The sequence below is a fragment of the Xanthomonas sp. genome (assembly GCF_017163755.1).
Lineage (GTDB): Bacteria > Pseudomonadota > Gammaproteobacteria > Xanthomonadales > Xanthomonadaceae > Xanthomonas_A.
Genome location: NZ_JAFIWC010000016.1, coordinates 114470 through 135767 on the forward strand (window position 1 = coordinate 114470; position 21298 = coordinate 135767).

Genomic DNA, 21298 nt, shown 5'->3' on the forward strand with positions numbered 1-21298 from the left:
ATCTCAATGGGAATCGGAAGGGCGCGCCGACTGCCGGCGCAGCGCCACGGCATAGCCGCCGGCGCCGTGTTCCAGGGTTCGCGCGACGCGGCCGATGGTGGTGACGCTGACCTGGGTCAGCTCGTGGATCTCGCGGTACGGCACGCCCTTGAGCAACAGCGGCACCACCCGCCAGCGGTCGGACATCGCCTCCAGTTCGGCCGGCGTGCACAGGTCCTGCAGGAACGCGGCGACCTCCTGCGGCTTGCTCAGGTGGGCCAGGGCGCGCGACAGCGCCTTGAAGGAGGCGTCGACATCGCGATCGGGAAGCGGAACGGGTCGTTGTTTCATTGCATTAATGTAATAGCGTGTTAGCACATTAGCGCGATTGGACGGGCTGGGTCAAGCCGCAGCAGATGCGGGCGTTCCATGGATGTGTTGGATCCCTGGGATGTGTTCGATCCCTGATGGACGTGAGGTCGTGCCGTGCCATCTGTCGCGGCTGAAGCCGCTCCTACAAGGAGCGGTGCGTGCACGCTTTCGTAGGAGCGGCTTCAGCCGCGACAGGCACCCGGACGCATTGCATCGGCGCAAGGGCGCAGGCAAGCTCCGGTCGTCACCCACGGGCGCGCCCGGTCGCAGATGGCGAACGCGCCTTGCGCCCACCCGTGCGTGAGCGGCTTCAGCGGGGACAGGCTCTGGCTATCCGCGTCGCGACTGAAGTCGCTCCCACAAGGGACATGCGGCGCGACCGTCCAGGCGGCGCCATGCCCGCCCTACGCCGAGGTCGATGATCGAGGGTCGTGCAGGTCCGCTCAGGGCATGACCTTGGCCTGCTCCAGCTCCACCTGCAGGGCGCTGGCGAGCTCGTCGCGGGCGACCTCGAACTGCTGCTCGCGAACCAGGTCCTTGACCGCGACCACGCCGCGCGCGAGCTCGTCGTCGCCGGCCAGCACCACGAAGCGGATGCCGGCGCGGGCGGCGTACTGGAACTGCTTGCCGACCTTCTTCGGCTCCATCTGCACTTCGGTGTTGATCCCGCCCACGCGCAGGCGGCGGGCGATGTCCAGCGCATCGGCCAGCTTGGCCTCGTCCATCAGCGCCACCATCGCCTGCACGCTGCTGGACGCGATGCCCTCGATCAGCCCCGCCTCGCGCAGCTGCCAGAACAGCCGGGTCAGGCCGATCGAGATGCCCACGCCCGGCAGCCTGGACTTGGTGTAGTGGCTGGCCAGGTCCTCGTAGCGCCCGCCCGAGCAGATCGAGCCGATCTGCGGGTAGTCGGTCAGCAAGGTCTCGTAGACCGTGCCGGTGTAGTAGTCCAGGCCGCGGGCGATGGAGAAGTTCAGGCAGTACGCGCTTTCCGGCACGCCCAGCGCCTTGACCAGCGCGAGCACTTCGCGCAGCTCGTCCACGCCTTCGCGTAGCGTCGCGCTGGACGCCGCCGCCGACGCCAGCGCGTCCAGGCGCGCCAGCGCGTCGTCGTGGCCGCTGGAGCGCACCGCGACGAAATCCAGGATCTGCTGCACCTGTCCGTCAGCAATGCCGAAGCCTTCGCCGGCCAGCGTCTGCCGCACGTAGTCGGCACCGCGCTTGTCCAGCTTGTCGACCTCGCGCAGCACCGCCAGCTGGCGCTCGCCGTCGGCCACGCCCAGGCTCTCGAAGAAGCCGCGCATCAGCTTGCGGTTGTTCAGCTGCACGGCGAAAGCGCCGATGCCCAGCTCGGCGAACACCGCGTGGATCACCGCCAGCACCTCGGCGTCGTAGCGGATGCTCAGCGTGTCCTTGCCGATCACGTCGATGTCGCACTGGTAGAACTCGCGGAAGCGGCCGCGCTGGGCGCGCTCGCCGCGGTACACGCGCTGCATCTGGTAGCGGCGGAACGGGAAGCTCAGCTCGTGCTCGTGCTCGGCCACGTAGCGCGCCAGCGGCACGGTCAGGTCGAAGCGCAGCGCCAGCTCCGGCAGGCCGGGCTCGTCGCTGTCGGCCTTGTTGGCCAGGGTGCCGGTGGACTGCACGAAATACACCTGCCGCTCGGTCTCGCCGCCGGACTTGGTCAGCAGCACGTCCGACAGTTCGAACACCGGGGTCTCCACCGGCAGGAACCCGAACCGCTCGTAATTGCGACGGATGACGTCCAGCATGCGCTGGAACGCGATCTGCTCGCGCGGCAGCAATTCCATGATGCCGGGCGGCGTACGGGGCTTGATCACGTGCAAAACTCCTGCTTTCGGGGGCGAGCGAAACGCAATTCTAGCCGCAGCGGGTGCCTGCGGCCGCATGGGGGTATCATTCCCGTGTGTCCACCCCGACCGCCACGCGCATGCACCGGCCCTCCCCTGGCTTCGCTCTGCCTTATGTCGAGCCTGTCGCGGCAGAGCCTCCGCGCACCCACGACTGCCTGCACTGCGCAGTGCGCCACCTGGCGGTCTGCGCGGCGCTGACCTGCGACGAGGTACAGGCGCTGGAGCGGGTGACCACGTCGACGGCCTACGCCAGCGGCGCGACCCTGGCACGGGCCGGCGAGCAGCGGCAGGCGGTCTACACCGTCACCGGCGGCGCGCTGCGGCTGGTGCGCACGCTGGCCGACGGCCGCCGCCAGGTGGCCGGCTTCGTGTTGCCGGGCGACTACGTCGGCCTGAGCGAATCGCCCCGGCACCGTCACGACATCGAGGCGATCGCCGACAGCCGCGTGTGCCGGGTGAGCGTGGCGCACATGCAGCAGCTGCGCGCCGACTATCCGCAGCTGGAACGCAAGCTGCTGCAGCGCGCCTGCCTGGAGCTGGATGCGGCGCAGGATGCCGCGCTGGCGCTGGGGCGCCTGCAGCCGACCGAGAAGCTGGCCGACTTCCTGCTCAAGCTGGCCGCGCGCGCGGCGCGGCAGAAGGAGGCCGGCAATAGCGTGACCCTGCCGATGGGCCGCGGCGACATCGCCGACCATCTCGGCCTGACCATGGAGACGGTCAGCCGCACCTTCACCAAGCTGCGCCAGCAGGGATTGATCGCGTTGCCGCAGTTGCACGTGGTCGAGATCAAGGACTTCGCCGCGCTGCACCGGCTGGCGTCAGACGACGGCCAGTGACCGGCCCGTCGCTGCGCCGCCCGGCGGTTTTTTCGCCATCCTGTGCGCCGGCCTTGCGCCGGCGCCGTCGCGCGGACTTATCCACAGTTTTCCCCGGCACTGCTCCACATCCCGTGTGGACGGGATCGCGGCAGGTTCGCAGCGCGTGGCACGCCTGCCGCCCAGCGCCCGCATTGGCGCAGCCGCGCCGGTGCGCGTGAGCGGCCGATGAGGCAGGCGCGCTCCGGCACCATCGCCCTGCACCAGGTGGACGTGGCCGCGGTTCGGCCGCTGCGGCTGCGGGTGCTGCGTCCCGGGCTTGCCGCCGACAGCGTGGCCTATGCCGGCGACGACCTGCCCGGCACGCTGCACGCGGCGGTGTTCGACGGCGATGCGGTGGTGTGCGTCGGCACCGCCTTCGCGCAGGCCTGCCCCGGCGACCCGCAGCCGACCGACTGGCGCCTGCGCGGCATGGCCACGGCGCCCGAGCACCAGGGCCGCGGCTACGGCCGCCTGCTGATGGGCTTCCTGGCCGGGCAGATCCGCCAGCACAAGGGACGCCGCCTGTGGTGCGACGCGCGCGCCGGCGCGGTCGGCTACTACGTCCGGCAGGGCTTCGTCGCCGTCGGCGGCGCCTTCGAGTTGCCGGTGAGCGGCACGCACTACCGCATGCTCAAGCCGCTGGTCGACGAGGCCTGACCCGCTTGCGGCGTCCACGCCGGAAGCTGCGCATGAACGCTTCAGACGCCGGGCGGCGACGGCAGACAGCGGCCGCGGCCAAGGCATAGACTGGCGCCCGGAACACACCAGCGGCTTTCGCCGCCGCGGTGCCGGTGGGGGGAGCCACACGGAGGACCGTCATGTCCGTTGCAACCGAAGCGCCATCCGACAGCCGCGCTTGCGTGATGCTGGATCGCGAAAGCGAATTGAAGTTCTGGAAGGAGCATTTCGAGCAGGCATCCTTCCACCAGCCCGGCCGCGGCTTCACCGACTACGAGCCGGCGCTGAAGCTGGCCTACGACGCCTACCTGAAATTCCACGGGCAGCGTTTCGAGGACATCGCGCCGCAGTTGCGCGACATCTACCAGCGCGACCATCCGCGATCGCGGCTGGACTGGCTGCAGGTGCGCAGCGTGGCGCACGCGGCCTGGCAGCGGATGCAGCCGCAGGACGCCTGAACCGTCCGCCGTTGCCGCCTGCGCGCCGCAGCCGCGGCCGCGCGCGTCAGTCCGCGGCCTGCGCGGGCGTTGCCGTCGCGGCCACGCCGGTGCCGCCGCAATCGGCGTCCAGCAGCCGCGAACGGCGCAACCATCCCGCATCGGGGTAGTAGGCGAACACGAACGCGCCCTCGCGCAGGCTGTCGATCAGCCGCCGCGCCACCGCCGGCCGCACCGCCGGACAGCCCAGGCTGCGGCCGATTCGACCCTGGCGGCGGATCAGCGCCTCGCTGACGTACGGCGCGCCGTGCATCACGATGGCGCGATCGCGCGCGTGGTCGTTGAAGCCCGGCTCCAGCCCGCGCAGGCGCAACGAATAGCCGTTCTGCCCGGTATAGGCCTCCTCGGCCTCGAACGCGCCGAGGCTGGACATGTAGCTGCCGTCGTCGTTGGAGAAGTGCCGCGCGCGGTTGTCGCCGGTATTGCGGCCGTGCGCCACCCATTCCTGGAACAGCAGCCGCCGCCGCTGCAGGTCGAACACCCACAGCCGGCGCTCGCTGGACGGCAGCGAATAGTCGATCACGCCGAACACCGGGGACTGCGATGGCGCGCGCCGCCGCGCGCACTGCAATGCGTGCGCGGCCAGGCCCAGCACCTGCCGATCCAGCGTCGGCGCCTGCCGCGACAGGGCGTCGACCAGCATCCGGGTCGCCGCCGGCGCCGGCGCAGGCACCGCCGCCGCCGAAGCGGCGGTCAATGGCAGCGCCAGGCACAAGGCGCTCGACCAGCGGCGAAGCGTGCGACGCATCGGGATCTCCGGTACCAGGCAGGGGACGCGCTTGCGTCCTGCTACCTGGATGGGTGCCGCCGCGGCCGATTCCAAGCCCGCAGCGGACCGGCGCCGGGCCGCGCGGCTCAGCCGTCGATCAGCCGCCGGCGCAGCAAGGCGTAGTCCGGCGCGATCGGCTCGGCCTGCGCCGGGCGCTGCAGCAGCGCCGCCAACGCCGGCGGCACCGGCACGCTGCGCCCGATCAGCGGCTCCACCACCGCCTCGAACTTGGCCGGATGCGCGGTGGCCGCGACCGCCCAGCTGCCGGTGTCGGCCTCGGCGCCCTCGGCGCGGATCTGCTCGAGCACGTGCAAGGCGGTGGCGGTGTGCGGACAGTGCACTTCGCCATGGCGCTGGAAGCGCTGTGCGATCGTGCGCCGGATCTGTGCGTCGTCGACCGAATACGACTGGAATTCGGCGCGCAGCGCGGCATCGTCGCCGCGGTACAGCCAGCGCAGGCGCTCGAAGTTGCTCGGCGCGCCCACGTCCATTGCGTTGGCGAGCGTGGCCACGCTCGGCTGCGGCGCGTAGTCGCCGCCGGCGAAGTAGTCCGGCAACACGTGGTTGGCATTGGTCGCCAGCACGATCCGGCCCAGCGGCACGCCCAGCGAGCGCGCCAGGATCGCCGCCAGCGCGTTGCCCAGGTTGCCGGTGGGCACCACCAGGTTCAGCGGCCGCGCGTGCGCGGCATGGTGGACCAGCGCGCTGTGCGCGTAGTAGCTCATCTGCGGCAGCAGCCGGCCCAGGCTGATGCTGTTGGCCGAACTCAGCGGCACCTGCGCCTGCAGTTCCACGTCGTTCAAGGCCTGCTTGACCAGCGCCTGGCAGTCGTCGAACGAACCGTCCACGCGCAGCGCGTGGATGTTGTCGCCGAAGCAGCCGAGCTGGTGCGCCTGGCGCGGCGACACGCGCCCGTCCGGATACAGCACCACCACGCGCAGCCCGGGCTGGCGATGGAACGCGGCGGCGACCGCGGCGCCGGTGTCGCCGGAGGTGGCGACCAGGATGGTCAGCGGGGTGGACGCGTCGCGGCGCAGGCGCGCCAGGCATGCGGCGAGGAAACGCGCGCCGAAGTCCTTGAACGCGGCGGTGGGGCCGTGGAACAGCTCCAGCGCATGATCGTCCGGCGTGGCCAGCGGCTGCAACGGCGCGGGGAAGTCGAAGGCCTCGGCGCAGATCGCCGGCAGTTCGGCGGCCAGCGCATCGCCGGCGAAGAACGGCGCCAGCAGCGCCGCGGCGGTCTCGGCGAGCGTGGCGCCGGCGACGAGCGCGCGCGCCTGGGGCATGCGCTCGGGCACATACAGCCCGCCATCGGGCGCCAGCCCGGCGGCGATGGCCTGGCTGAGGGTGGCCGCCGGGGCGGTGTTGCGGGTGGAGATGAAGTTCATTGCAGGCCCGTCGAAAAGGTAGGAATCATCACTTGCTATCGTCCCTGGGATGCTGCGCGCCGCCAGCCGTGGCGTCGATGCAGCAGCCACGGTCCACTACTAACACCGCTTGGCGCTGCGGTTCCGCCAACGCCATCCAGGCTTCAGCGACGCATCCGTGCCCCATGTCGCCGTTGCCAAGCTAGCGTTCTTGCTCTCGCTGTTGCTGTTGCTGTTGCTGTTGCTCTCGCTGTTGCTGTTGCTCTCGCTGTTGCTGTCGCTGTTGCTGTGGCTCTTGGGGCCCCCATTGAGGGTCGGCGAGCGGCCTGGGAAAAACCCCGGAGGGGCGACGCGCAGGATGCGCGTCGTTTTTCGCTGGCACATGGATGTGCCATCGAAAAATCCCAGGTTGCTCGCGGACCCCGCGCGCAGCGCGGAGCGACCCGACTGGGGCGGCCTTTCTTTTGCTTACTTTTCTTTGGCCGTTCAAAGAAAAGTAAGTCGCGCGCAGCGCGAAAGCTCTGCTTCTGCTCTAGCTTCTGCTTCTGCTCTAGCTTCTGCTTCTGCTTCTACTTCTGCTTCTACTTCTGCTCCAGCTCCTGCTCTAGCTTCTGCGTTGGCCTTCGCTTTGCGTCCATACTTCAGTTGGCAAGAACAGCATCAAAGCAAATTCAAAAACAAGGCTTTCGCGCGTTGCGCGAGTCACTTTTCTTTGCTTGTGCAAAGAAAAGTAACCAAAAGAAAGCACACCCCGGGCGGGCCGCCCCGCGCAAGCGCGGGGTTCGCGAGCACGCCGGGAATTTTTCGAAGGCACATCCATGTGCCATCGAAAAACGACGCACATCCTGTGCGCCGCCCCTGCGGGGTTTTACCCGACGCGCTCGCCGGCCCTTAACGGGGGCCCGAGAAGCAAAAAGCGGTGAAGCGACAACAACAGCAACAGCAACAGCAACAACAACAACAACAGCAAAAGCAAAAGCAAAGACAACCGCAGCAACAACGGCGACAGCGACAGCGACAGCGACAGCGACAGCGACAGCGACAGCGACAGCGACAGCGACAGAATTATGTGTCCCTTGTTGACGCGATTGCGTCAGACCAGCCTCGCCGCCGGGCTGGCCAGCGAGGACACCCAGTACTGGCTGCCCAGGCCCGCCGCCGCGAACGCCGCCTGCACCGGCGCGGCCGCGGCCTCGGCCTCGGCGCGGGTCGGGAACCAGGCGAACACGCTCGGGCCGGCGCCGGAGATGCTCGCGCCCATCGCCCCGGCATCCAGCGCCGCCTGCTTGGCCGCGTCGAACCCGACGATCAGCGGCGCGCGCCGCGGCTCGATCAGCACGTCGCGCAATCCGGCGCGGACCAGCTCGGCATCGCCCGCGTGGCAGCCGGCGAGCACCAGCGCCAGATGCCCGCTCTGCGCGACGAAGTCCTGCAACGCATAGCTGCCGTGCAGCGCCTCGCGCGCGCGGCGCGTCTCCAGCACCGCGTCCGGATGCACCAGCAGGCTGTGCCAGGCCGAAGGCACCGGCACCGGCACCATCCGCTCCAGCGTGGACAGCACCAGCCCGCCCAGGAACATCGGCCCGAGGTTGTCGCCGTGCCGGCTGCCGCTGGCCACCGCCTCGCCTTCCAGCGAATGCAGATACAGCTGCTCGCGCGACAACGGCGCGTCCAGTAGCGCATTGGCGGCCACCAGCGCGGCCACGCACGAGGCCGCCGAACCGCCCATGCCCGAGCTGAGCGGAATGCCCTTGTCGATCTCGACCTCGAAACCGAACGGCAGCCGCAGCGCCTGGCGCAGCGCGATCAGCGCCGCGCCGGCGGTATTGCGCTCGGCCAGCCGCGGCAGCTCCACCGCCGCGCCGCGGATCGCGGCGATGCGGACCTCGGGCGCGTCGATCCGGCGCACCGTCACCGTGTCGCCGACCCCGGCCACCGCATAGCCGAGCAGGTCGAACCCCACCGCGACGTTGGCCACCGACGCTGGCGCGAACGCGCGCGCCTGGCGCAGGTGGTTGTCCGCCGCCGCGCCGGCCACCATGCTCTCGGCCACCGTGCTCACAGGCGCGCGCCCTCGCCCGCCGCCACCCGCAGCAGGTCGGCGAACACCCCCGCCGCGGTGACTTCCGGACCGGCGCCGGGCCCTTGCACCACCAGCGGGTTGTCGCAGTAGCGGCGCGTGGTGAACTGCACCACGTTGTCGGTCAGGCGCAGGTTGGCGAAGGCGTGCGCGGCCGGCAGCTCGACCAGGCCGACGCTGGGCGCGCGTTGCGGCGACAGCTGGGCCACGTAGCGCAGCACGCAGCCGCGCGCCTTCGCCGCCGCCAGCCGCTGCGCGAACGCCGCGTCCACCTGGTGCAGCTGCGCCATGAACTCCTCGACGCTGGCCTGGCGCAGCGCCTCGGGCACCAGGCTCTCCACCGCCACGTCCTCCAGGCTCAGTTCGCGCCCGGCCTCGCGCGCCAGGATCACCAGCTTGCGCGCCACGTCGATGCCGGACAGGTCGTCGCGCGGATCCGGTTCGGTATAGCCCATGCCGCGCGCGTCGGCGACCAGCTGCGAGAACGGCGCGCTGCCGTCGTACTTGTTGAACAGCCAGGCCAGGGTGCCGGAGAAGATGCCTTCGATCGCGGTCACCTCGTCGCCGGTGTCGACCAGGTCGCGCAGCGTGGTGATCACCGGCAGGCCGGCGCCGACCGTGGCCTCGTAGCGGAAGCGCGCGCCGCTGGCCGCGGCCGCGGCGCGGATCGCGTGGAAACGCGCCAGCGGGCCGGCGCCGGCCTGCTTGTTCGGGGTCACCACATGGATGCCGGCGGCCAGCCAGCCGGAATAGCGGTCGGCGACCTCGGCGCTGCCGCTGCAATCGATGATCACCGCATGCGGCAGGTGCGCCGACAGCAGGTGCGCGGTGAACGCGTCCAGGTCGGTGGCCTGCTGGCCGCCGGCGAAGGCCTGGCGCCAGTCGCCGGTCACCGCGCGCGTCTCCAGCAGCATGCTGCCGCGCGCGGCGATCGCGCGCAGGCGCAGGTCCAGGTTGGCCTTGGCCAGCAGCTGCGGCTGTGCGCTGCGCAACTGGTCCAGCAGCGCGGCGCCGACGTTGCCCGGGCCGATCACGCCGACCGAGAAGGTCTGCGGCGACAGCCAGAACCCGGCGTGCGCGGCGCGCAGCGCCTTGGTCGCGTGGGCGCTGTCGATCGCCACCGAGATGTTGCGCTCCGACGAGCCCTGCGCGATCGCCAGGATGTTGACCTGGGCGCGGCCCAGCGATTCGAACAGGCGCGCGGCCACGCCCGGCTGCCCGGCCATGCCGTCGCCGACCGCGGCCAGCACGCTGATGCCGGTGGTCAGCTGCACCCGCTGCACCTGGCCGAGCACCAGTTCGTGGGCGAACGCCGACAGCAGCGCATCGCGCGCGCGCTCGGATTCGTTCTGCCGCACCACGCAGCAGATCGAATGCTCCGAGGAACCCTGCGAGATCATCACCACCGACACCCGCGCGTTGCGCAGCGCGGCGAACACGCGCTCGGCGGTGCCGGGCACGCCGATCAGGCCGGTGCCCTCCAGGTTCAGCACCGCCAGGTCCGGGCTCAGGGTCAGGCCCTTGATCGGCCCGCTGCTGGTGCTGCTGGCGGTGATGCGGGTACCCGGATGCTCGGGCTGGAAGGTGTTGCGGATGATGATCGGCAGCCCGCGCTCGATCGCCGGCGACATGGTCTGCGGATGCACCACCTTGGCGCCGAAGTAGGCCAGTTCGCAGGCCTCGTCGTAGCTGAGCGTCTCCAGCTGCACCGCTTCGGGCACCACCCGCGGATCGGCCGACAGCACGCCGTCGACGTCGGTCCAGATATGCAGTTCGTCGGCGTTGAACAGCGCGGCGAAGATCGCGCCGGAATAGTCGCTGCCGTTGCGGCCCAGGGTGGTGATGCGGCCGGCGCGGTCGCGGGCGACGAAGCCGGTGACCACCACGCGCCGCTGCGGATTCTGCTCGCGCCACTGCGCCAGCCGCTGCGCGCTCGCCGCCCAGTCCACGTCCACGCCGAGCTCGCCGCGATCGACCACCAGCACCTCGCGCGCGTCCAGCACCGCGCAGTCCTCGCCCAGCGCGCGCAGGTGCTCGCCCAGCAGCTGCGCCGAATACACCTCGCCCAGCCCCTGCACGCGGTCGAGCACCTCGCGCGGCAGTTCGCCGATCACCGCCAGCGCGGCCAGGATCTCGGCCAGGTGCTCGAAGCGCGCGTCCAGCCATTCGACCGTGGCCCCGGAATGCTCGCCGAGCAGCGATACCGCCGCGGCGCGATGGCGGGCGCGGGTCTCGTGCCAGCGCTCGCGCCATTCGCCGTTCTCCTGCGCGGCCAGCTCGGCCAGCTCGATCAGCGCATCGGTGACGCCCTTCATCGCCGAGACCACGGTGACCTGCATGGTTTCCCCGCGCGCCAGCAGCAGCGCGGCGACGTGCCGGTAGCAATCGGCGTTGGCCACCGAGGTGCCGCCGAACTTGTGTACGACCGTGGGCGCGACGGCGGATGCGGGCTGTGGGGATGCGGCAACGGCGGGGGACGACATGGGTGACCTCTGGTTGGAGGCCCCGTTCGCATCAGGCTGCCGGGCTTCCCCGCATCCTGACTCGGGTGCGGGGCCGTGGTTTCGGGACTTACACGAAAACGACGGGGCGCACCGGGCGAATGGTGTGGGTGGTAATACCGGTGCTAATGCGGCGCGCATGCGTGGCCGCGTGCCGCAACGGCGACACAGGGGCAACGGAACGGGCGGCGGGCATCGGCATGGACGCCAAGAGACATCATCGCCTCGCCCGCTGTCAAGCGTCCGCGCCGCCTGCCTGCGCGCCGCCGGCACGGTTGCTGTTGCAACCGATCCGCCGCATGGCCGCGGCCGCCTGCAATGCATGAATCCGGGCCGCCAGGCGGGCGCTGCACGGACGAAGAAAAGCCCACGGCGACCGGTCGTCGCGCGTGGGCTGTGTGCAGCGGGATACGCGGCATTTGCGCAAATCCCCGCGGGCGGCGCCGTCAGGCGCACGCCGCCCGCGTCGGTCAGTGCTGCTGGTCCTGCGGCTTGTCGGTGGTCGGCTCCGGCGGCGTGGTGGTCGTCGGGTTCTCGCCGGTGGTGGTCCCGGTGGGCGGGGTTCCCGTGGTGCCGGCGGCCGGGTCGGTGGTCATCGGATCGGTACCCGTGCCGGTGCCGGTGCCAGTGCCGGTCGGCGAGGCCGCCGGATCGGTCGCAGTGCCCGACTGGCCCGCCGCCGTGCCCGCATCGGCCGGTGCCGTCGCCGGCGTGGACGCGTCGGTGGTGCCGGACGCATCGCTGGACTTGTCGTCGCGGTTGCAGGCCACCAGCGCCATCAACGCCAGGCTCATCACGGACGCTTTCAGTAGGTTGCTCATACGGTTCTCCTGTTTTGAACGGTCATGCCATTCGATACGTGGTCGCCGCGAGCGGCTCGAGCCGAAAAGCGGCTGCCGCGGCTCAGGCGGTAGGGTCACGGACAACCGAGGTGCGCCCAGGCCTGCCGCCGTGGCGCCATCGGCTCGCCGACGACGCAGCCACCGTATCGGAGCGAATGCAAACGGCACGTCGGCGCGAGGTAGAGAACAGGTGAGCGGACGCCATCGCGGCGGATGCCCCGGAAAACCCGTTGGCCATCGCGGCTGCAACGTTCGCCGCAGGGCGTTCCGCACCTGGCCGGCCGACACGGACTGCCTGCCTGGCGCGGCGTTCGCACGGCATCGGGTGGCCGGGGGACGCTGGTGCTCGCTGGCCGCCTTACGCCACGCGGGCGTGCGCAAGTTGGTGACCCCGGCGCGATTCGAACGCACGACCTGTCCCTTAGGAGGGGACCGCTCTATCCAGCTGAGCTACGGGGCCATAAGGCTTTGCGGGGAAGACTGGCGCGAGCGCTGTGCTTCTGCTGCGCGCGCATTGCCCCACTTGTTGCGGATTGTAGCGGATGCCGTCGCACCTTGGGCCCCGGTGGCCCAGGGGACGGCCTGGTGGCCATGCGGGGTCGCCGGCGCCGGTCTGCTAAAATTGCCGGCTAATCGCGTCCCGCGTCCCCCGCCTGCGGTCGCCTTCCCTGTCGCAACGCAACCCCAGGAGATTCCATGTCCGCTGACCTGCTCAAGGCGCTCGGCCTGACCGCATCCAATTCCGGCACCTACCTCGGCCAGGGCGAGTGGTCCTCGGCCACCGGCGCCGGCACGCTGCGGCCGCTGAACCCGTCCAGCAACGAGGTCATCGCCGAAGTGCAGGCGACCACCGCGGCCGACTACGAGACCGTGGTGGCGCGCGCGCAGGCCGCGTTCAAGCTGTGGCGCACCACCCCGGCGCCGCGCCGCGGCGAGGCGGTGCGCCTGTGCGGCGAAGCGTTGCGCAAGCACAAGGACGCGCTCGGCTCGCTGGTGGCGCTGGAGATGGGCAAGAGCAAGCCCGAGGGCGATGGCGAGGTGCAGGAGATGATCGACATCGCCGACTTCGCCGTGGGCCAGAGCCGCATGCTGTACGGCTACACGCTGCATTCCGAGCGCCCGGGCCACCGCATGTACGAGCAGTACCAGCCGCTGGGCCTGGTCGGCATCATCAGCGCGTTCAACTTCCCGGTCGCGGTGTGGGCATGGAACGCGTTCCTGGCCGCGATCTGCGGCGACATCTGCATCTGGAAGCCGTCCAACAAGACCCCGCTGACCGCGATCGCCTCGATGAGGATCTGCAACGACGCGCTGCGCGACGCCGGCTTCCCCGACATCTTCTTCCTGATCAACGACGCCGGCACCGAGCTGGCCGAGACCCTGGTCGAGGACAAGCGCATCGCGCTGATCAGCTTCACCGGCTCCACCCAGGTCGGCCGCAACGTCGCCGAGAAGTGCGCGCGGCGCCTGGGGCGCTGCCTGCTGGAACTGGGCGGCAACAACGCCATCATCCTCGACCCCAGCGCCGACCTGAAGCTGGCGGTGCCCGGCATCGTGTTCGGCGCGGTCGGCACCGCCGGCCAGCGCTGCACCACCACGCGCCGGCTGATCGTGCACGAATCGATCTACGACACCGTGCTGGCGACGCTGGTCAAGGCCTACAAGCAGGTCGAGGGCAAGATCGGCGACCCGACCGACCCGGCCAACCTGATGGGGCCGCTGAACAGCCGCGGCGCGGTCGAGCAGTTCCTGGCCTCGATCGAGAAGGCGCGCGCGGCCGGCGGCACCATCCAGACCGGCGGCACCGCGCTGGACCGTCCGGGCAACTTCGTGCTGCCGGCGATCGTCACCGGCCTGGACAACAGCCACGAGGTGGTGCAGCACGAGACCTTCGCGCCGATCCTGTACGTGATGAAGTACCGCGAACTGGACGAGGCGATCGAGATGCAGAACGGCGTGCCGCAGGGCCTGTCGTCGTCGATCTTCACCCAGAACCTGAAGGCGGCCGAGCAGTTCCTGTCCGCGGCCGGGTCGGACTGCGGCATCGCCAACGTCAACATCGGCACCTCCGGGGCCGAGATCGGCGGCGCCTTCGGCGGCGAGAAGGACACCGGCGGCGGCCGCGAGTCCGGCTCGGACGCGTGGAAGGTCTACATGCGCCGGCAGACCAACACCATCAACTACTCCGACTCGCTGCCGCTGGCGCAGGGCATCAAGTTCGACCTGTAAGCGATGCGCATCGCCGCCCTGTCCGATATCCACGGCAACCTGCCGGCACTGGAAGCGGTGCTCGCGGACATCGGGCGGCGCGGCGCAGCGCGGATCGTCAACCTCGGCGATCTGGTATCCGGTCCGCTGTGGCCGCGCGAGACCGCCGAGCGGCTGATGCCGCTGGCGCTGCCCACGGTGCGCGGCAACCACGAGCGCCAGCTGGCCGAACTGGCGCCGGCGGCGATGGGCGCCAGCGATGCCTACGCCTACGCGCAGCTGACGCCGGCGCAGCGGCGCTGGCTGGCCGGGCTGCCCCCTACCCTGGCGCTGGAGCAGGCGCTGCTGTGCCATGGCACGCCGCACGACGACCTGTGCTGGCTGCTCGACGAACTGGTGCCGCCAGGGCTGCTGGCCGCCGGCGCGCAGCGCGTGCGCGAACGCCTGGGCGACGCGTCGCCGGCGGCGCTGGTGCTGTGCGGGCACAGCCACCTGCCGCGCATGCTGCGCCTGGACGACGGCCGCCTGCTGTGCAATCCGGGCAGCGTCGGCCTGCCGGCCTATGCCGAGACGCATCCGCAGCCGCACCGGGTCGAAACCGGCACGCCGCAGGCGCGCTACGCGATGCTCGAATGCCGCGACGGCCGCTGGGACGCGCAGCTGCTGGCGGTCGACTACGACCACGCCAGCGCGGCGGCGCAGGCCGAACGCAACGGCCGCCCGGACTGGGCGCATGCCCTGCGCCACGGGCGCATGCCCGCATGAGCGGCGCACGGCCGGCGCGCTTCTGGGATAATTCGCCCATTGCGCACGCGAACGCGCCCGTCGGGGCGAATCCGCCCTCCCAGCCCACGAGGATCCGCAGATGAGTGCCGTACGCGAAACCAACTCGCTCGCCGTGGTCAGCCTGGTCGCCGGCATCCTCGGCTGGACCCTGATGCCGCTGCTCGGCAGCCTCGGCGCGATCGTCGCCGGGCACCTGGCGCGCGCCGAGATCCGCCGGCAGCCAGAACGCTTCCAGGGCGACGGACTGGCGGTGGGCGGGCTGATCCTGGGCTGGGCCGCGGTGCTGGTCGGCGTGGTCTCGCTGCTCGTGGTGGCGCTGTTCTTCGGCGGCTTGGCGTGGTTGATCGGCACGCAGTCCTGAGCCGATGAGCGCGCCCTCCTCCAGCGAACGCTTCAGCGACCGCGTCGCCGACTACGTGCGCTACCGGCCCGGCTACCCGCCGGCGCTGCTGGACTGGGTGCACGGCGAGCTGGGCGTGGCGCGCGGCGCGCAGGTCGCCGACATCGGCGCCGGCACCGGCATCTCCGCGCGCATGTTCCTGCAGGCCGGGCACCCGGTGCTGGCGGTGGAACCGAACCGGCAGATGCGCGAGGCGGCGTGCGCGCTGCTGCGCGACGCGCCCGGCTTCGCCGCGGTCGACGGCAGCGCCGAAGCCACCACCCTGGCCGATGCCAGCGTCGAGCTGATCAGCGCCGCGCAAGCCTTCCACTGGTTCGACCTGGACGCGGTGCGCCGCGAGTGGGCGCGCGTGCTGCGTCCGGGCGGGCTGGCGCTGGTGTACTGGAACTCGCGCCTCCTCGAAGGCACGCCGTTCCTGGTCGGCTACGAACGGCTGCTGCTCGACTACGGCACCGACTACAGCGCGGTGGCCGAGCGCTACCACGACGACGCCACGATGCAGCGCTGGTTCGGTGCCGGGCTGCGCGGCGTGGCCCGGTTCCCGAACCTGCAGCGGCTGGATTTCGACGCGCTGCGCGGGCGCCTGCTGTCCTCCTCGTACGCGCCGCTGGCCGGCCACCCGAACCACGCGCCGATGCTGGCCGCGCTGCGCGCGCTGTTCGACCGCCACCAGCACGACGGCCTGGTCGATTTCCACTACCTCACCCGCGCCTTCGCCGGCACCTTGAACTGAGCTGCGCCCATGTATTCCCTCGCCCGCCCGTTCCTGTTCGCCTTCGATGCCGAGCGCGCCCATGCGCTCGCCCTGAACGCGATCGAGATGGCCTACCGCACCGGCGCCAACCCGCTGCTGGCCAAGGCGATCGCGCCGATGCCCACGCGCGCGTTCGGCCTGGACTTCCCCAACCCGGTCGGCCTGGCCGCCGGCCTGGACAAGAACGGCGAGCACATCGACGCGCTGCTGGCGCTGGGCTTCGGCTTCGTCGAGATCGGCACGATCACCCCGCGCGCGCAGGCCGGCAACCCGAAGCCGCGCATGTTCCGGCTGCCGCGGCAGCAGGCGGTGATCAACCGCATGGGCTTCAACAACCTCGGCGTGGACGCGCTGGTGCGCAACGTCGAGCGCGCGCGCCGGCGCAGCGGCCTGCTCGGCATCAACATCGGCAAGAACAAGGACACCCCCAACGAGGACGCCGCGTCGGACTACCTGCACTGCCTGGAGAAGGTCTACGCGCTGGCCGACTACGTCACCGTCAACATCTCCTCGCCCAACACCGCCGGGCTGCGCGAACTGCAGGAGGAACAGGCGCTGCGGCAACTGGTGTCGCAATTGCGCGAGGCGCAGGAGGCGCTCGGCGCGCGCCACGGCAAGCGCGTGCCGATGCTGGTCAAGGTCGCGCCCGACCTCAGCGACAGCGACATCGACGCCGCGGCGCGGGTGCTGTCGGACCTGTCGGTGGACGGGGTGATCGCGACCAACACCACCGTCGCCCGCCCGGGCCTGGAGCACCTGCGCCTGGCCGCCGAAGCCGGCGGCCTGTCCGGCGCGCCGCTGCTCGGCCAGTCCACGCTGGTGCTGCGCCGGCTGCGCGCGCGGCTGCCCGAATCGATCCCGCTGATCGGCGTCGGCGGCATCCTCTCCGGCGCCGACGCGGTGGCCAAGATGGCCGCCGGCGCGGCGCTGGTGCAGTGCTACAGCGGGCTGGTGTTCCGCGGCCCGGCGCTGATCGGCGAATGCGTCGAGGCGATGCGCCGGCGCCGCGAAGCGCCCAGCCGCGGGGCCGTCGCCGCGCTATGAGCAACGCCTGGTCGCTGACCCGCAACGCCCCGCTGCAGGCATTGAACACCTTCCACGTCGCCGCGCAGGCGCCGTGGCTGCTGCAGATCTTCGCGCCCGAAGCATTGCCCGAGGCGCTGCTGGCGCCCGAGCTGGCCGGCGCGGCGCTGCTGCCGCTCGGTGGCGGCAGCAACCTGCTGTTCGCCGGCGACGCCCCGGGCGTGGTGCTGGCCTTCGCCAACCGCAGCATCGACACGCTGGAGCACCGCGCCGACTACGCCATCGTCCGCGCCGGCGCCGGCGTAGGCTGGCACGAGCTGGTGATGTGGTCGCTGGCGCAGGGCCTGTCGGGGCTGGAGAACCTGGCGCTGATCCCGGGCACGGTCGGCGCCGCGCCGATCCAGAACATCGGCGCCTACGGCGCGCAGGTCGGCGAGTTCGTGCACGTGGTCGAAGCCTACGACCGCGCCGACGCCACGTTCGTGCGGCTGGACGCGGCCGCGTGCGAGTTCGGCTACCGCGACAGCCTGTTCAAGCGCCAGCCGGACCGTTACCTGATCGTCGCAGTGGAGTTCAACCTGCCGCGGCTGCACGCGTTGCGCCTGGACTACGCGGGTATCGGCGAGGAGCTGGAGGCGCTGGGCATCCGCATGCCCGGCGCGCCGGACGTGGCGCAGGCGGTGATCAACATCCGCCGGCGCAAGCTGCCCGACCCGGACACGCTCGGCAACGCCGGCAGTTTCTTCAAGAATCCGCTGCTGCCGGCCGAGCAGGCGCAGGCGCTGCAGCATGCGCATCCGGCGCTGCCGGTGTATCCGGGCGACGACGACGGCCAGCGCAAGCTGTCGGCGGCGTGGCTGATCGAGGCCTGCGGGTGGAAGGGCCATCGCGACGGCGACGCCGGCGTGGCCGCCTCGCACGCGCTGGTGCTGGTCAACCACGGCCAGGCCAGCGGCGCACAGATCCTGGCGCTGGCGCGGCGCATTTCCGCCTCGGTGCTGGAGCGCTTCGGCGTGGCGCTGGATCCGGAGCCGCGCATCGTCGGCGCGCAATGGTGAGCGGCGCGGTGTCGCTGCGTGCGGCCTCGCTGATGCTGGCCAGCACGGTGTCGTTCGGCCTGATGGCGGTGGCGATCCGGCTGGCGTCGGGCACGATCTCGACGGTGGAAGTAGCCTTCTTCCGCAACTTCTTCGGCCTGCTGTTCCTGCTGCCGATCCTGCTGCGCCCGGGCAGCCCGTCGCTGCGCACCGCGCAGTTGCCGCGCTACCTGCTGCGCACCGCCATCGGCCTGGTGTCGATGCTCGCCGGCTTCTGGGCGATCGGCCACCTGCCGCTGACCCAGGCGATCTCGCTGTCGTATTCCACCCCGCTGTTCGTCACCATCGCCGCGGTGCTGTGGCTGGGCGAGACCGTGCGTCTGCGGCGCTGGATCGCGGTGCTGTGCGGCTTCGTCGGCGTGCTGGTCATCGTCCGGCCCGGCGCCGCCGACTTCAGCGCCGGCACCCTGGTGGCGTTGCTGGCGGCGGTGATGAGCGCGCTGGTGGCGATCCAGATCAAGCAGCTGGCGCGCGTGGACCACGCCAATACCGTGGTGTTCTACACCTATGTGTTCTGGGTGCCGATGTCGCTGCTGCCGGCGCTGTTCGCGTGGACCTGGCCGCAGGGCCTGGACTGGCTGTGGCTGCTGGCCACCGGCCTGTTCGGCACCCTGGGCCAGTTGCTGTGGACGCGCGCGCTGCGCATCGGCGAGGTCTCGGCGCTGACCCCAATCAGCTTCACCCAGCTGCCGCTGGTGGCGCTGCTGGGCTGGTGGCTGTTCGACGAGTCGCCGGACCGCTGGACGGTGATCGGCTCGCTGATCATCCTCGGCGCCAACGCCTACATCGCCCACCGCGAGGCGCTGCTCGCGCGCCGCGCGGCCAGCGAGGCGGCCAGCGCGGCCGCCAAGCCCGGCGAATGACCCCGCGCCGGACGGTCGCCGTGGCCGGCATCGGTGATACGCATGCCCGCGCGCGCCCGACCCGCCACCTGGAGACGCAATGAAGACCATCGGCTTGATCGGCGGCATGAGCTGGGAATCCACCGTGCCCTACTACCGGCACATCAACCAGACCGTCCGCGCGCGGCTGGGCGGGCTGCATTCGGCCAAGGTCCTGCTGTACAGCGTGGACTTCCACGAGATCGAGCGGTTGCAGCAGGCCGGCGACTGGGACGCGGCCGGCGCGGCGATGGCCGCCGCGGCGCGCTCGCTGCATGCCGGCGGCGCCGATTTCCTGGTGCTGTGCACGAACACGATGCACCGCGTCGCCGAGGCGATCGTCGCCGCGGTGCCGCTGCCGCTGCTGCACATCGCCGACGCCACCGCCGATGCGCTGCAGGCGGCCGGGGTGCACCGGGTCGGGCTGCTCGGCACCCGCTTCACGATGGAGCAGGACTTCTACCGCGAGCGGCTGCAGCGACGCGGTTTCCAGGTGCTGGTGCCGGACCCGCCAGGACGCGCGCAGGTGCACCGCATCATCTACGACGAACTGTGCCAGGGCGTGATCCGCGACGAATCGCGTGCGCGCTACCGCGAGGTGATCGCCGCGTTGCAGGCGCAAGGCGCCGAGGCGGTGATCCTGGGCTGCACCGAGATCTCGCTGCTCGTCGGCGTGGACGACGCGGCGCTGCCGCTGTTCGACACCGCCGCGTTGCACGCGCACGCGGCGGCGCTGCACAGCCTGGCATAGCGGACGCGGCAGTCGCAAAGGGCTGCGGTCGCCGACCGCGCCGCACGGCGCCGTTGCCGGAGCGTCCCGGTGGCCGAGGGCTTGAGGTCCGGATGGCAACGGTCGGACCGACGTCCGTCCCACGTGCGGAGCGCCGCGTCGAACGGACGCCACGGCGCAGCAAACGCCATAATGGGCAACGATCGATTTCGACAGGACACCGATGCGGACCCTGCGCTTGCTTGCCATCGTCGCGCTCGCCCTGCTGGCCTGGCCTACGCTTCCCGCGCTGGCCGCCGGGATCCCCGAGTACACGCCGAACGTCGTCGATCCCGCCGGAATCCTGAGCGAGCCGGACCGGCAGCGCGTGAACGAATCCCTGCAACGGATCCGCGATGCGCAGCACATCTGGGGCGCCGTCTACATCGTGCCGTCGCTGGAAGGCGGCAGCATCGAGCGTCTCGCCGAGCAGGCGTTCCAGAAATGGCAACTGGGGCAGAAGGACGCCGACAACGGCCTGTTGCTGGTGCTGGCGATGGACGAGCGCCGCTCCCGCTTCGAGGTCGGCTACGGATTGGAAGGCCGCCTGCCCGACGTCGTCGCCAGGCATGCGCTGGACGACTACCTGGCGCCGGGGATGCGCCAGGGAGACACGGCGGGCGCCATCGTCGATGCGTTCGGCTTCATGGCGCGCGTGGCCGCCCAGGATCCAGGCTCGCTCGAGGAACTGTCCCGGCACACCGCGCCGTCCGGCGAAACGGACCAAGGGCACTGGGTCTACGGCGTGGTCGCCTGGGCCGGCCTGGTGGCGCTGGTCTGGCTGCTGCTGCCGGCCCGCCGGTGGTGGATGCGATGGCGGCGCGGCCGTCTGGCGCGCCGCCATCCCGAGTTCGCCGGGGAACCGGAGGAAATCGCCCAGTCGGGTAATAGCGAGCGGGTCTGGGTGGGACGATTCTTCAAGGTGTTCCTGACGATCAATCCCGGCGTATTCGTGCTGCTGCTGTCGGCCAAGTTCACGCTGGCGTTCGTGCTGTCGATCGCGATCGAGCTGCTGATCCTGGTCTCGATCCTCGCGCTGGCGAGCCGCCGCTATCGCTCGCCGCAACACTTCCGCGCGTATCTGCAGCAGCAGGCACGCCAGCGCGAAACGCTGATCCGCAAGGGCCACGTCGTGGAGACCGCCGCGGGCGCGTTCGCCTACACCCCGGCGTACTACGCCAGCCACACGTCCTCGTCCTCGTCGTCCTCGTCCTCCTCCTCTTCGTCGTCCAGCGGCTCGAGCGGCGCGTCGTCCTCCGGCGGCGGCAGCTCGGGCGGTGGCGGGGCCAGTTCGGGCTGGTAGCTGCCGACGAATCCCGGTCCGCCGCGAAGCGAGGCGCCCCCCGCCGGCGGCACCGGGCCTGGGAAAGCCCCTCTCCCACCGGGAGAGGGGTTGGGGGTGAGGGTACGGAGCGAAGCCTTCATGGATCGGGCGCGCGAGGCTTCGCGCGCACCCTCATCCGGCCCTTCGGGCCACCTTCTCCCGGTGGGAGAAGGGTGTCGGCTTCGGGACGTGACTGCGGGCGGTGGAAAGATCCGTCGGGCTGGCCGACAAGCTGGGCTG

The 21298-nt window shown here is 71.0% G+C and carries 20 protein-coding genes and 1 tRNA gene; 13 read left to right on the forward strand and 8 right to left on the reverse strand.

Going from position 1 to position 21298, the window contains the following annotated elements:
- Positions 1-3 precede the first annotated feature (3 nt).
- A complete protein-coding gene (locus tag JR065_RS12310) occupies positions 4-330 on the reverse strand; it encodes a YerC/YecD family TrpR-related protein (RefSeq protein WP_206234505.1) in 327 nt (108 codons plus the stop codon).
- A gap of 464 nt (positions 331-794) precedes the next feature.
- Positions 795-2192: a histidine--tRNA ligase gene (gene hisS / locus JR065_RS12315; RefSeq protein WP_206234507.1), complete on the reverse strand. Its 1398-nt coding sequence runs from the start codon at positions 2190-2192 to the stop codon at positions 795-797.
- Between the two features lie 110 nt (positions 2193-2302).
- Here hisS and JR065_RS12320 point away from each other — a divergent pair, with 110 nt between their 5' ends.
- From JR065_RS12320 to JR065_RS12330, 3 genes are all read left to right on the forward strand, one after another.
- Positions 2303-3061, forward strand: a complete 759-nt coding sequence (locus tag JR065_RS12320) for a Crp/Fnr family transcriptional regulator (RefSeq protein WP_206234508.1) — start codon at positions 2303-2305, stop codon at positions 3059-3061.
- Positions 3062-3268: 207 nt separating this feature from the next.
- A complete protein-coding gene (locus JR065_RS12325; protein ID WP_206234509.1) occupies positions 3269-3739 on the forward strand; it encodes a GNAT family N-acetyltransferase in 471 nt (156 codons plus the stop codon).
- Between the two features lie 161 nt (positions 3740-3900).
- Positions 3901-4218: a hypothetical protein gene (locus JR065_RS12330; RefSeq protein WP_206234511.1), complete on the forward strand. Its 318-nt coding sequence runs from the start codon at positions 3901-3903 to the stop codon at positions 4216-4218.
- A gap of 46 nt (positions 4219-4264) precedes the next feature.
- On the opposite strand, the gene JR065_RS12335 is transcribed toward JR065_RS12330, so the two are convergent.
- Both JR065_RS12335 and thrC read right to left on the reverse strand, forming a co-directional pair.
- Positions 4265-5005 carry a murein L,D-transpeptidase catalytic domain family protein gene (locus JR065_RS12335; RefSeq protein ID WP_206234512.1) on the reverse strand — a complete coding sequence of 247 codons (741 nt, stop codon included), beginning with the start codon at positions 5003-5005 and terminating at the stop codon, positions 4265-4267.
- Positions 5006-5112: 107 nt separating this feature from the next.
- Entirely contained in the window at positions 5113-6414 is a 1302-nt protein-coding gene (gene thrC / locus JR065_RS12340) for a threonine synthase (protein ID WP_206234513.1), read from the reverse strand.
- 190 nt (positions 6415-6604) lie between these two features.
- Between thrC and JR065_RS12345 the strand changes: the two genes are divergently transcribed.
- A complete protein-coding gene (locus tag JR065_RS12345) occupies positions 6605-7288 on the forward strand; it encodes a hypothetical protein (protein WP_206234514.1) in 684 nt (227 codons plus the stop codon).
- Between the two features lie 198 nt (positions 7289-7486).
- Here the strand turns inward: JR065_RS12345 and JR065_RS12350 are convergent, their stop codons facing one another.
- The 4 genes from JR065_RS12350 to JR065_RS12365 form a co-directional block, all read right to left on the reverse strand.
- Positions 7487-8434: a homoserine kinase gene (locus tag JR065_RS12350; RefSeq protein WP_206234543.1), complete on the reverse strand. Its 948-nt coding sequence runs from the start codon at positions 8432-8434 to the stop codon at positions 7487-7489.
- Positions 8435-8451: 17 nt separating this feature from the next.
- A complete protein-coding gene (gene thrA, locus JR065_RS12355) occupies positions 8452-10956 on the reverse strand; it encodes a bifunctional aspartate kinase/homoserine dehydrogenase I (protein WP_206234516.1) in 2505 nt (834 codons plus the stop codon).
- Positions 10957-11444: 488 nt separating this feature from the next.
- A complete protein-coding gene (locus tag JR065_RS12360; protein ID WP_206234517.1) occupies positions 11445-11795 on the reverse strand; it encodes a hypothetical protein in 351 nt (116 codons plus the stop codon).
- Between the two features lie 404 nt (positions 11796-12199).
- Positions 12200-12276, reverse strand: a tRNA-Arg gene (locus JR065_RS12365).
- 236 nt (positions 12277-12512) lie between these two features.
- Between JR065_RS12365 and amaB the strand changes: the two genes are divergently transcribed.
- From amaB to JR065_RS12410, 9 genes are all read left to right on the forward strand, one after another.
- Entirely contained in the window at positions 12513-14045 is a 1533-nt protein-coding gene (gene amaB, locus JR065_RS12370; RefSeq protein WP_206234518.1) for an L-piperidine-6-carboxylate dehydrogenase, read from the forward strand.
- A 3-nt stretch (positions 14046-14048) separates the two neighbouring features.
- Positions 14049-14789 (forward strand): metallophosphoesterase family protein, encoded by a 741-nt coding sequence (locus JR065_RS12375; RefSeq protein ID WP_206234519.1) that lies wholly within the window; start codon positions 14049-14051, stop codon positions 14787-14789.
- A gap of 100 nt (positions 14790-14889) precedes the next feature.
- Positions 14890-15171, forward strand: a complete 282-nt coding sequence (locus JR065_RS12380) for a DUF4190 domain-containing protein (RefSeq protein WP_206234520.1) — start codon at positions 14890-14892, stop codon at positions 15169-15171.
- Between the two features lie 4 nt (positions 15172-15175).
- Complete coding sequence (locus JR065_RS12385; RefSeq protein WP_206234522.1) at positions 15176-15943, forward strand: class I SAM-dependent methyltransferase; 768 nt, start codon at positions 15176-15178, stop codon at positions 15941-15943.
- A 9-nt stretch (positions 15944-15952) separates the two neighbouring features.
- Entirely contained in the window at positions 15953-17008 is a 1056-nt protein-coding gene (locus JR065_RS12390) for a quinone-dependent dihydroorotate dehydrogenase (protein WP_206234523.1), read from the forward strand.
- Entirely contained in the window at positions 17005-18045 is a 1041-nt protein-coding gene (murB, locus tag JR065_RS12395; protein WP_206234524.1) for a UDP-N-acetylmuramate dehydrogenase, read from the forward strand. The genes JR065_RS12390 and murB overlap by 4 nt, the downstream gene beginning before the upstream one ends.
- Positions 18039-18947, forward strand: a complete 909-nt coding sequence (locus tag JR065_RS12400) for a DMT family transporter (protein ID WP_206234525.1) — start codon at positions 18039-18041, stop codon at positions 18945-18947. The genes murB and JR065_RS12400 overlap by 7 nt, the downstream gene beginning before the upstream one ends.
- Positions 18948-19026: 79 nt before the next feature.
- The gene (locus JR065_RS12405) at positions 19027-19716 is read left to right on the forward strand and encodes an aspartate/glutamate racemase family protein (protein ID WP_206234526.1); all 690 of its coding nucleotides are present in this window, start codon (positions 19027-19029) and stop codon (positions 19714-19716) included.
- A 202-nt stretch (positions 19717-19918) separates the two neighbouring features.
- Positions 19919-21037: a TPM domain-containing protein gene (locus JR065_RS12410; RefSeq protein WP_206234527.1), complete on the forward strand. Its 1119-nt coding sequence runs from the start codon at positions 19919-19921 to the stop codon at positions 21035-21037.
- The last annotated feature ends 261 nt before the right edge of the window (positions 21038-21298 follow it).

Excerpts from the sequence above, each read along its gene's own strand:
- JR065_RS12310 (WP_206234505.1), bottom strand. The coding sequence starts at position 330 with ATGAAACAACGACCCGTTCCGCTTCCCGATCGCGATGTCGACGCCTCC.
- JR065_RS12320 (WP_206234508.1), top strand. The coding sequence starts at position 2,303 with ATGCACCGGCCCTCCCCTGGCTTCGCTCTGCCTTATGTCGAGCCTGTC.
- JR065_RS12325 (WP_206234509.1), top strand. The coding sequence starts at position 3,269 with ATGAGGCAGGCGCGCTCCGGCACCATCGCCCTGCACCAGGTGGACGTG.
- JR065_RS12330 (WP_206234511.1), top strand. The coding sequence starts at position 3,901 with ATGTCCGTTGCAACCGAAGCGCCATCCGACAGCCGCGCTTGCGTGATG.
- JR065_RS12335 (WP_206234512.1), bottom strand. The coding sequence starts at position 5,005 with ATGCGTCGCACGCTTCGCCGCTGGTCGAGCGCCTTGTGCCTGGCGCTG.
- thrC (WP_206234513.1), bottom strand. The coding sequence starts at position 6,414 with ATGAACTTCATCTCCACCCGCAACACCGCCCCGGCGGCCACCCTCAGC.
- JR065_RS12350 (WP_206234543.1), bottom strand. The coding sequence starts at position 8,434 with ATGGTGGCCGGCGCGGCGGCGGACAACCACCTGCGCCAGGCGCGCGCG.
- thrA (WP_206234516.1), bottom strand. The coding sequence starts at position 10,956 with ATGTCGTCCCCCGCCGTTGCCGCATCCCCACAGCCCGCATCCGCCGTC.
- JR065_RS12360 (WP_206234517.1), bottom strand. The coding sequence starts at position 11,795 with ATGAGCAACCTACTGAAAGCGTCCGTGATGAGCCTGGCGTTGATGGCG.
- amaB (WP_206234518.1), top strand. The coding sequence starts at position 12,513 with ATGTCCGCTGACCTGCTCAAGGCGCTCGGCCTGACCGCATCCAATTCC.
- JR065_RS12375 (WP_206234519.1), top strand. The coding sequence starts at position 14,049 with ATGCGCATCGCCGCCCTGTCCGATATCCACGGCAACCTGCCGGCACTG.
- JR065_RS12380 (WP_206234520.1), top strand. The coding sequence starts at position 14,890 with ATGAGTGCCGTACGCGAAACCAACTCGCTCGCCGTGGTCAGCCTGGTC.
- JR065_RS12385 (WP_206234522.1), top strand. The coding sequence starts at position 15,176 with ATGAGCGCGCCCTCCTCCAGCGAACGCTTCAGCGACCGCGTCGCCGAC.
- JR065_RS12390 (WP_206234523.1), top strand. The coding sequence starts at position 15,953 with ATGTATTCCCTCGCCCGCCCGTTCCTGTTCGCCTTCGATGCCGAGCGC.
- murB (WP_206234524.1), top strand. The coding sequence starts at position 17,005 with ATGAGCAACGCCTGGTCGCTGACCCGCAACGCCCCGCTGCAGGCATTG.
- JR065_RS12400 (WP_206234525.1), top strand. The coding sequence starts at position 18,039 with ATGGTGAGCGGCGCGGTGTCGCTGCGTGCGGCCTCGCTGATGCTGGCC.
- JR065_RS12405 (WP_206234526.1), top strand. The coding sequence starts at position 19,027 with ATGAAGACCATCGGCTTGATCGGCGGCATGAGCTGGGAATCCACCGTG.
- JR065_RS12410 (WP_206234527.1), top strand. The coding sequence starts at position 19,919 with ATGCGGACCCTGCGCTTGCTTGCCATCGTCGCGCTCGCCCTGCTGGCC.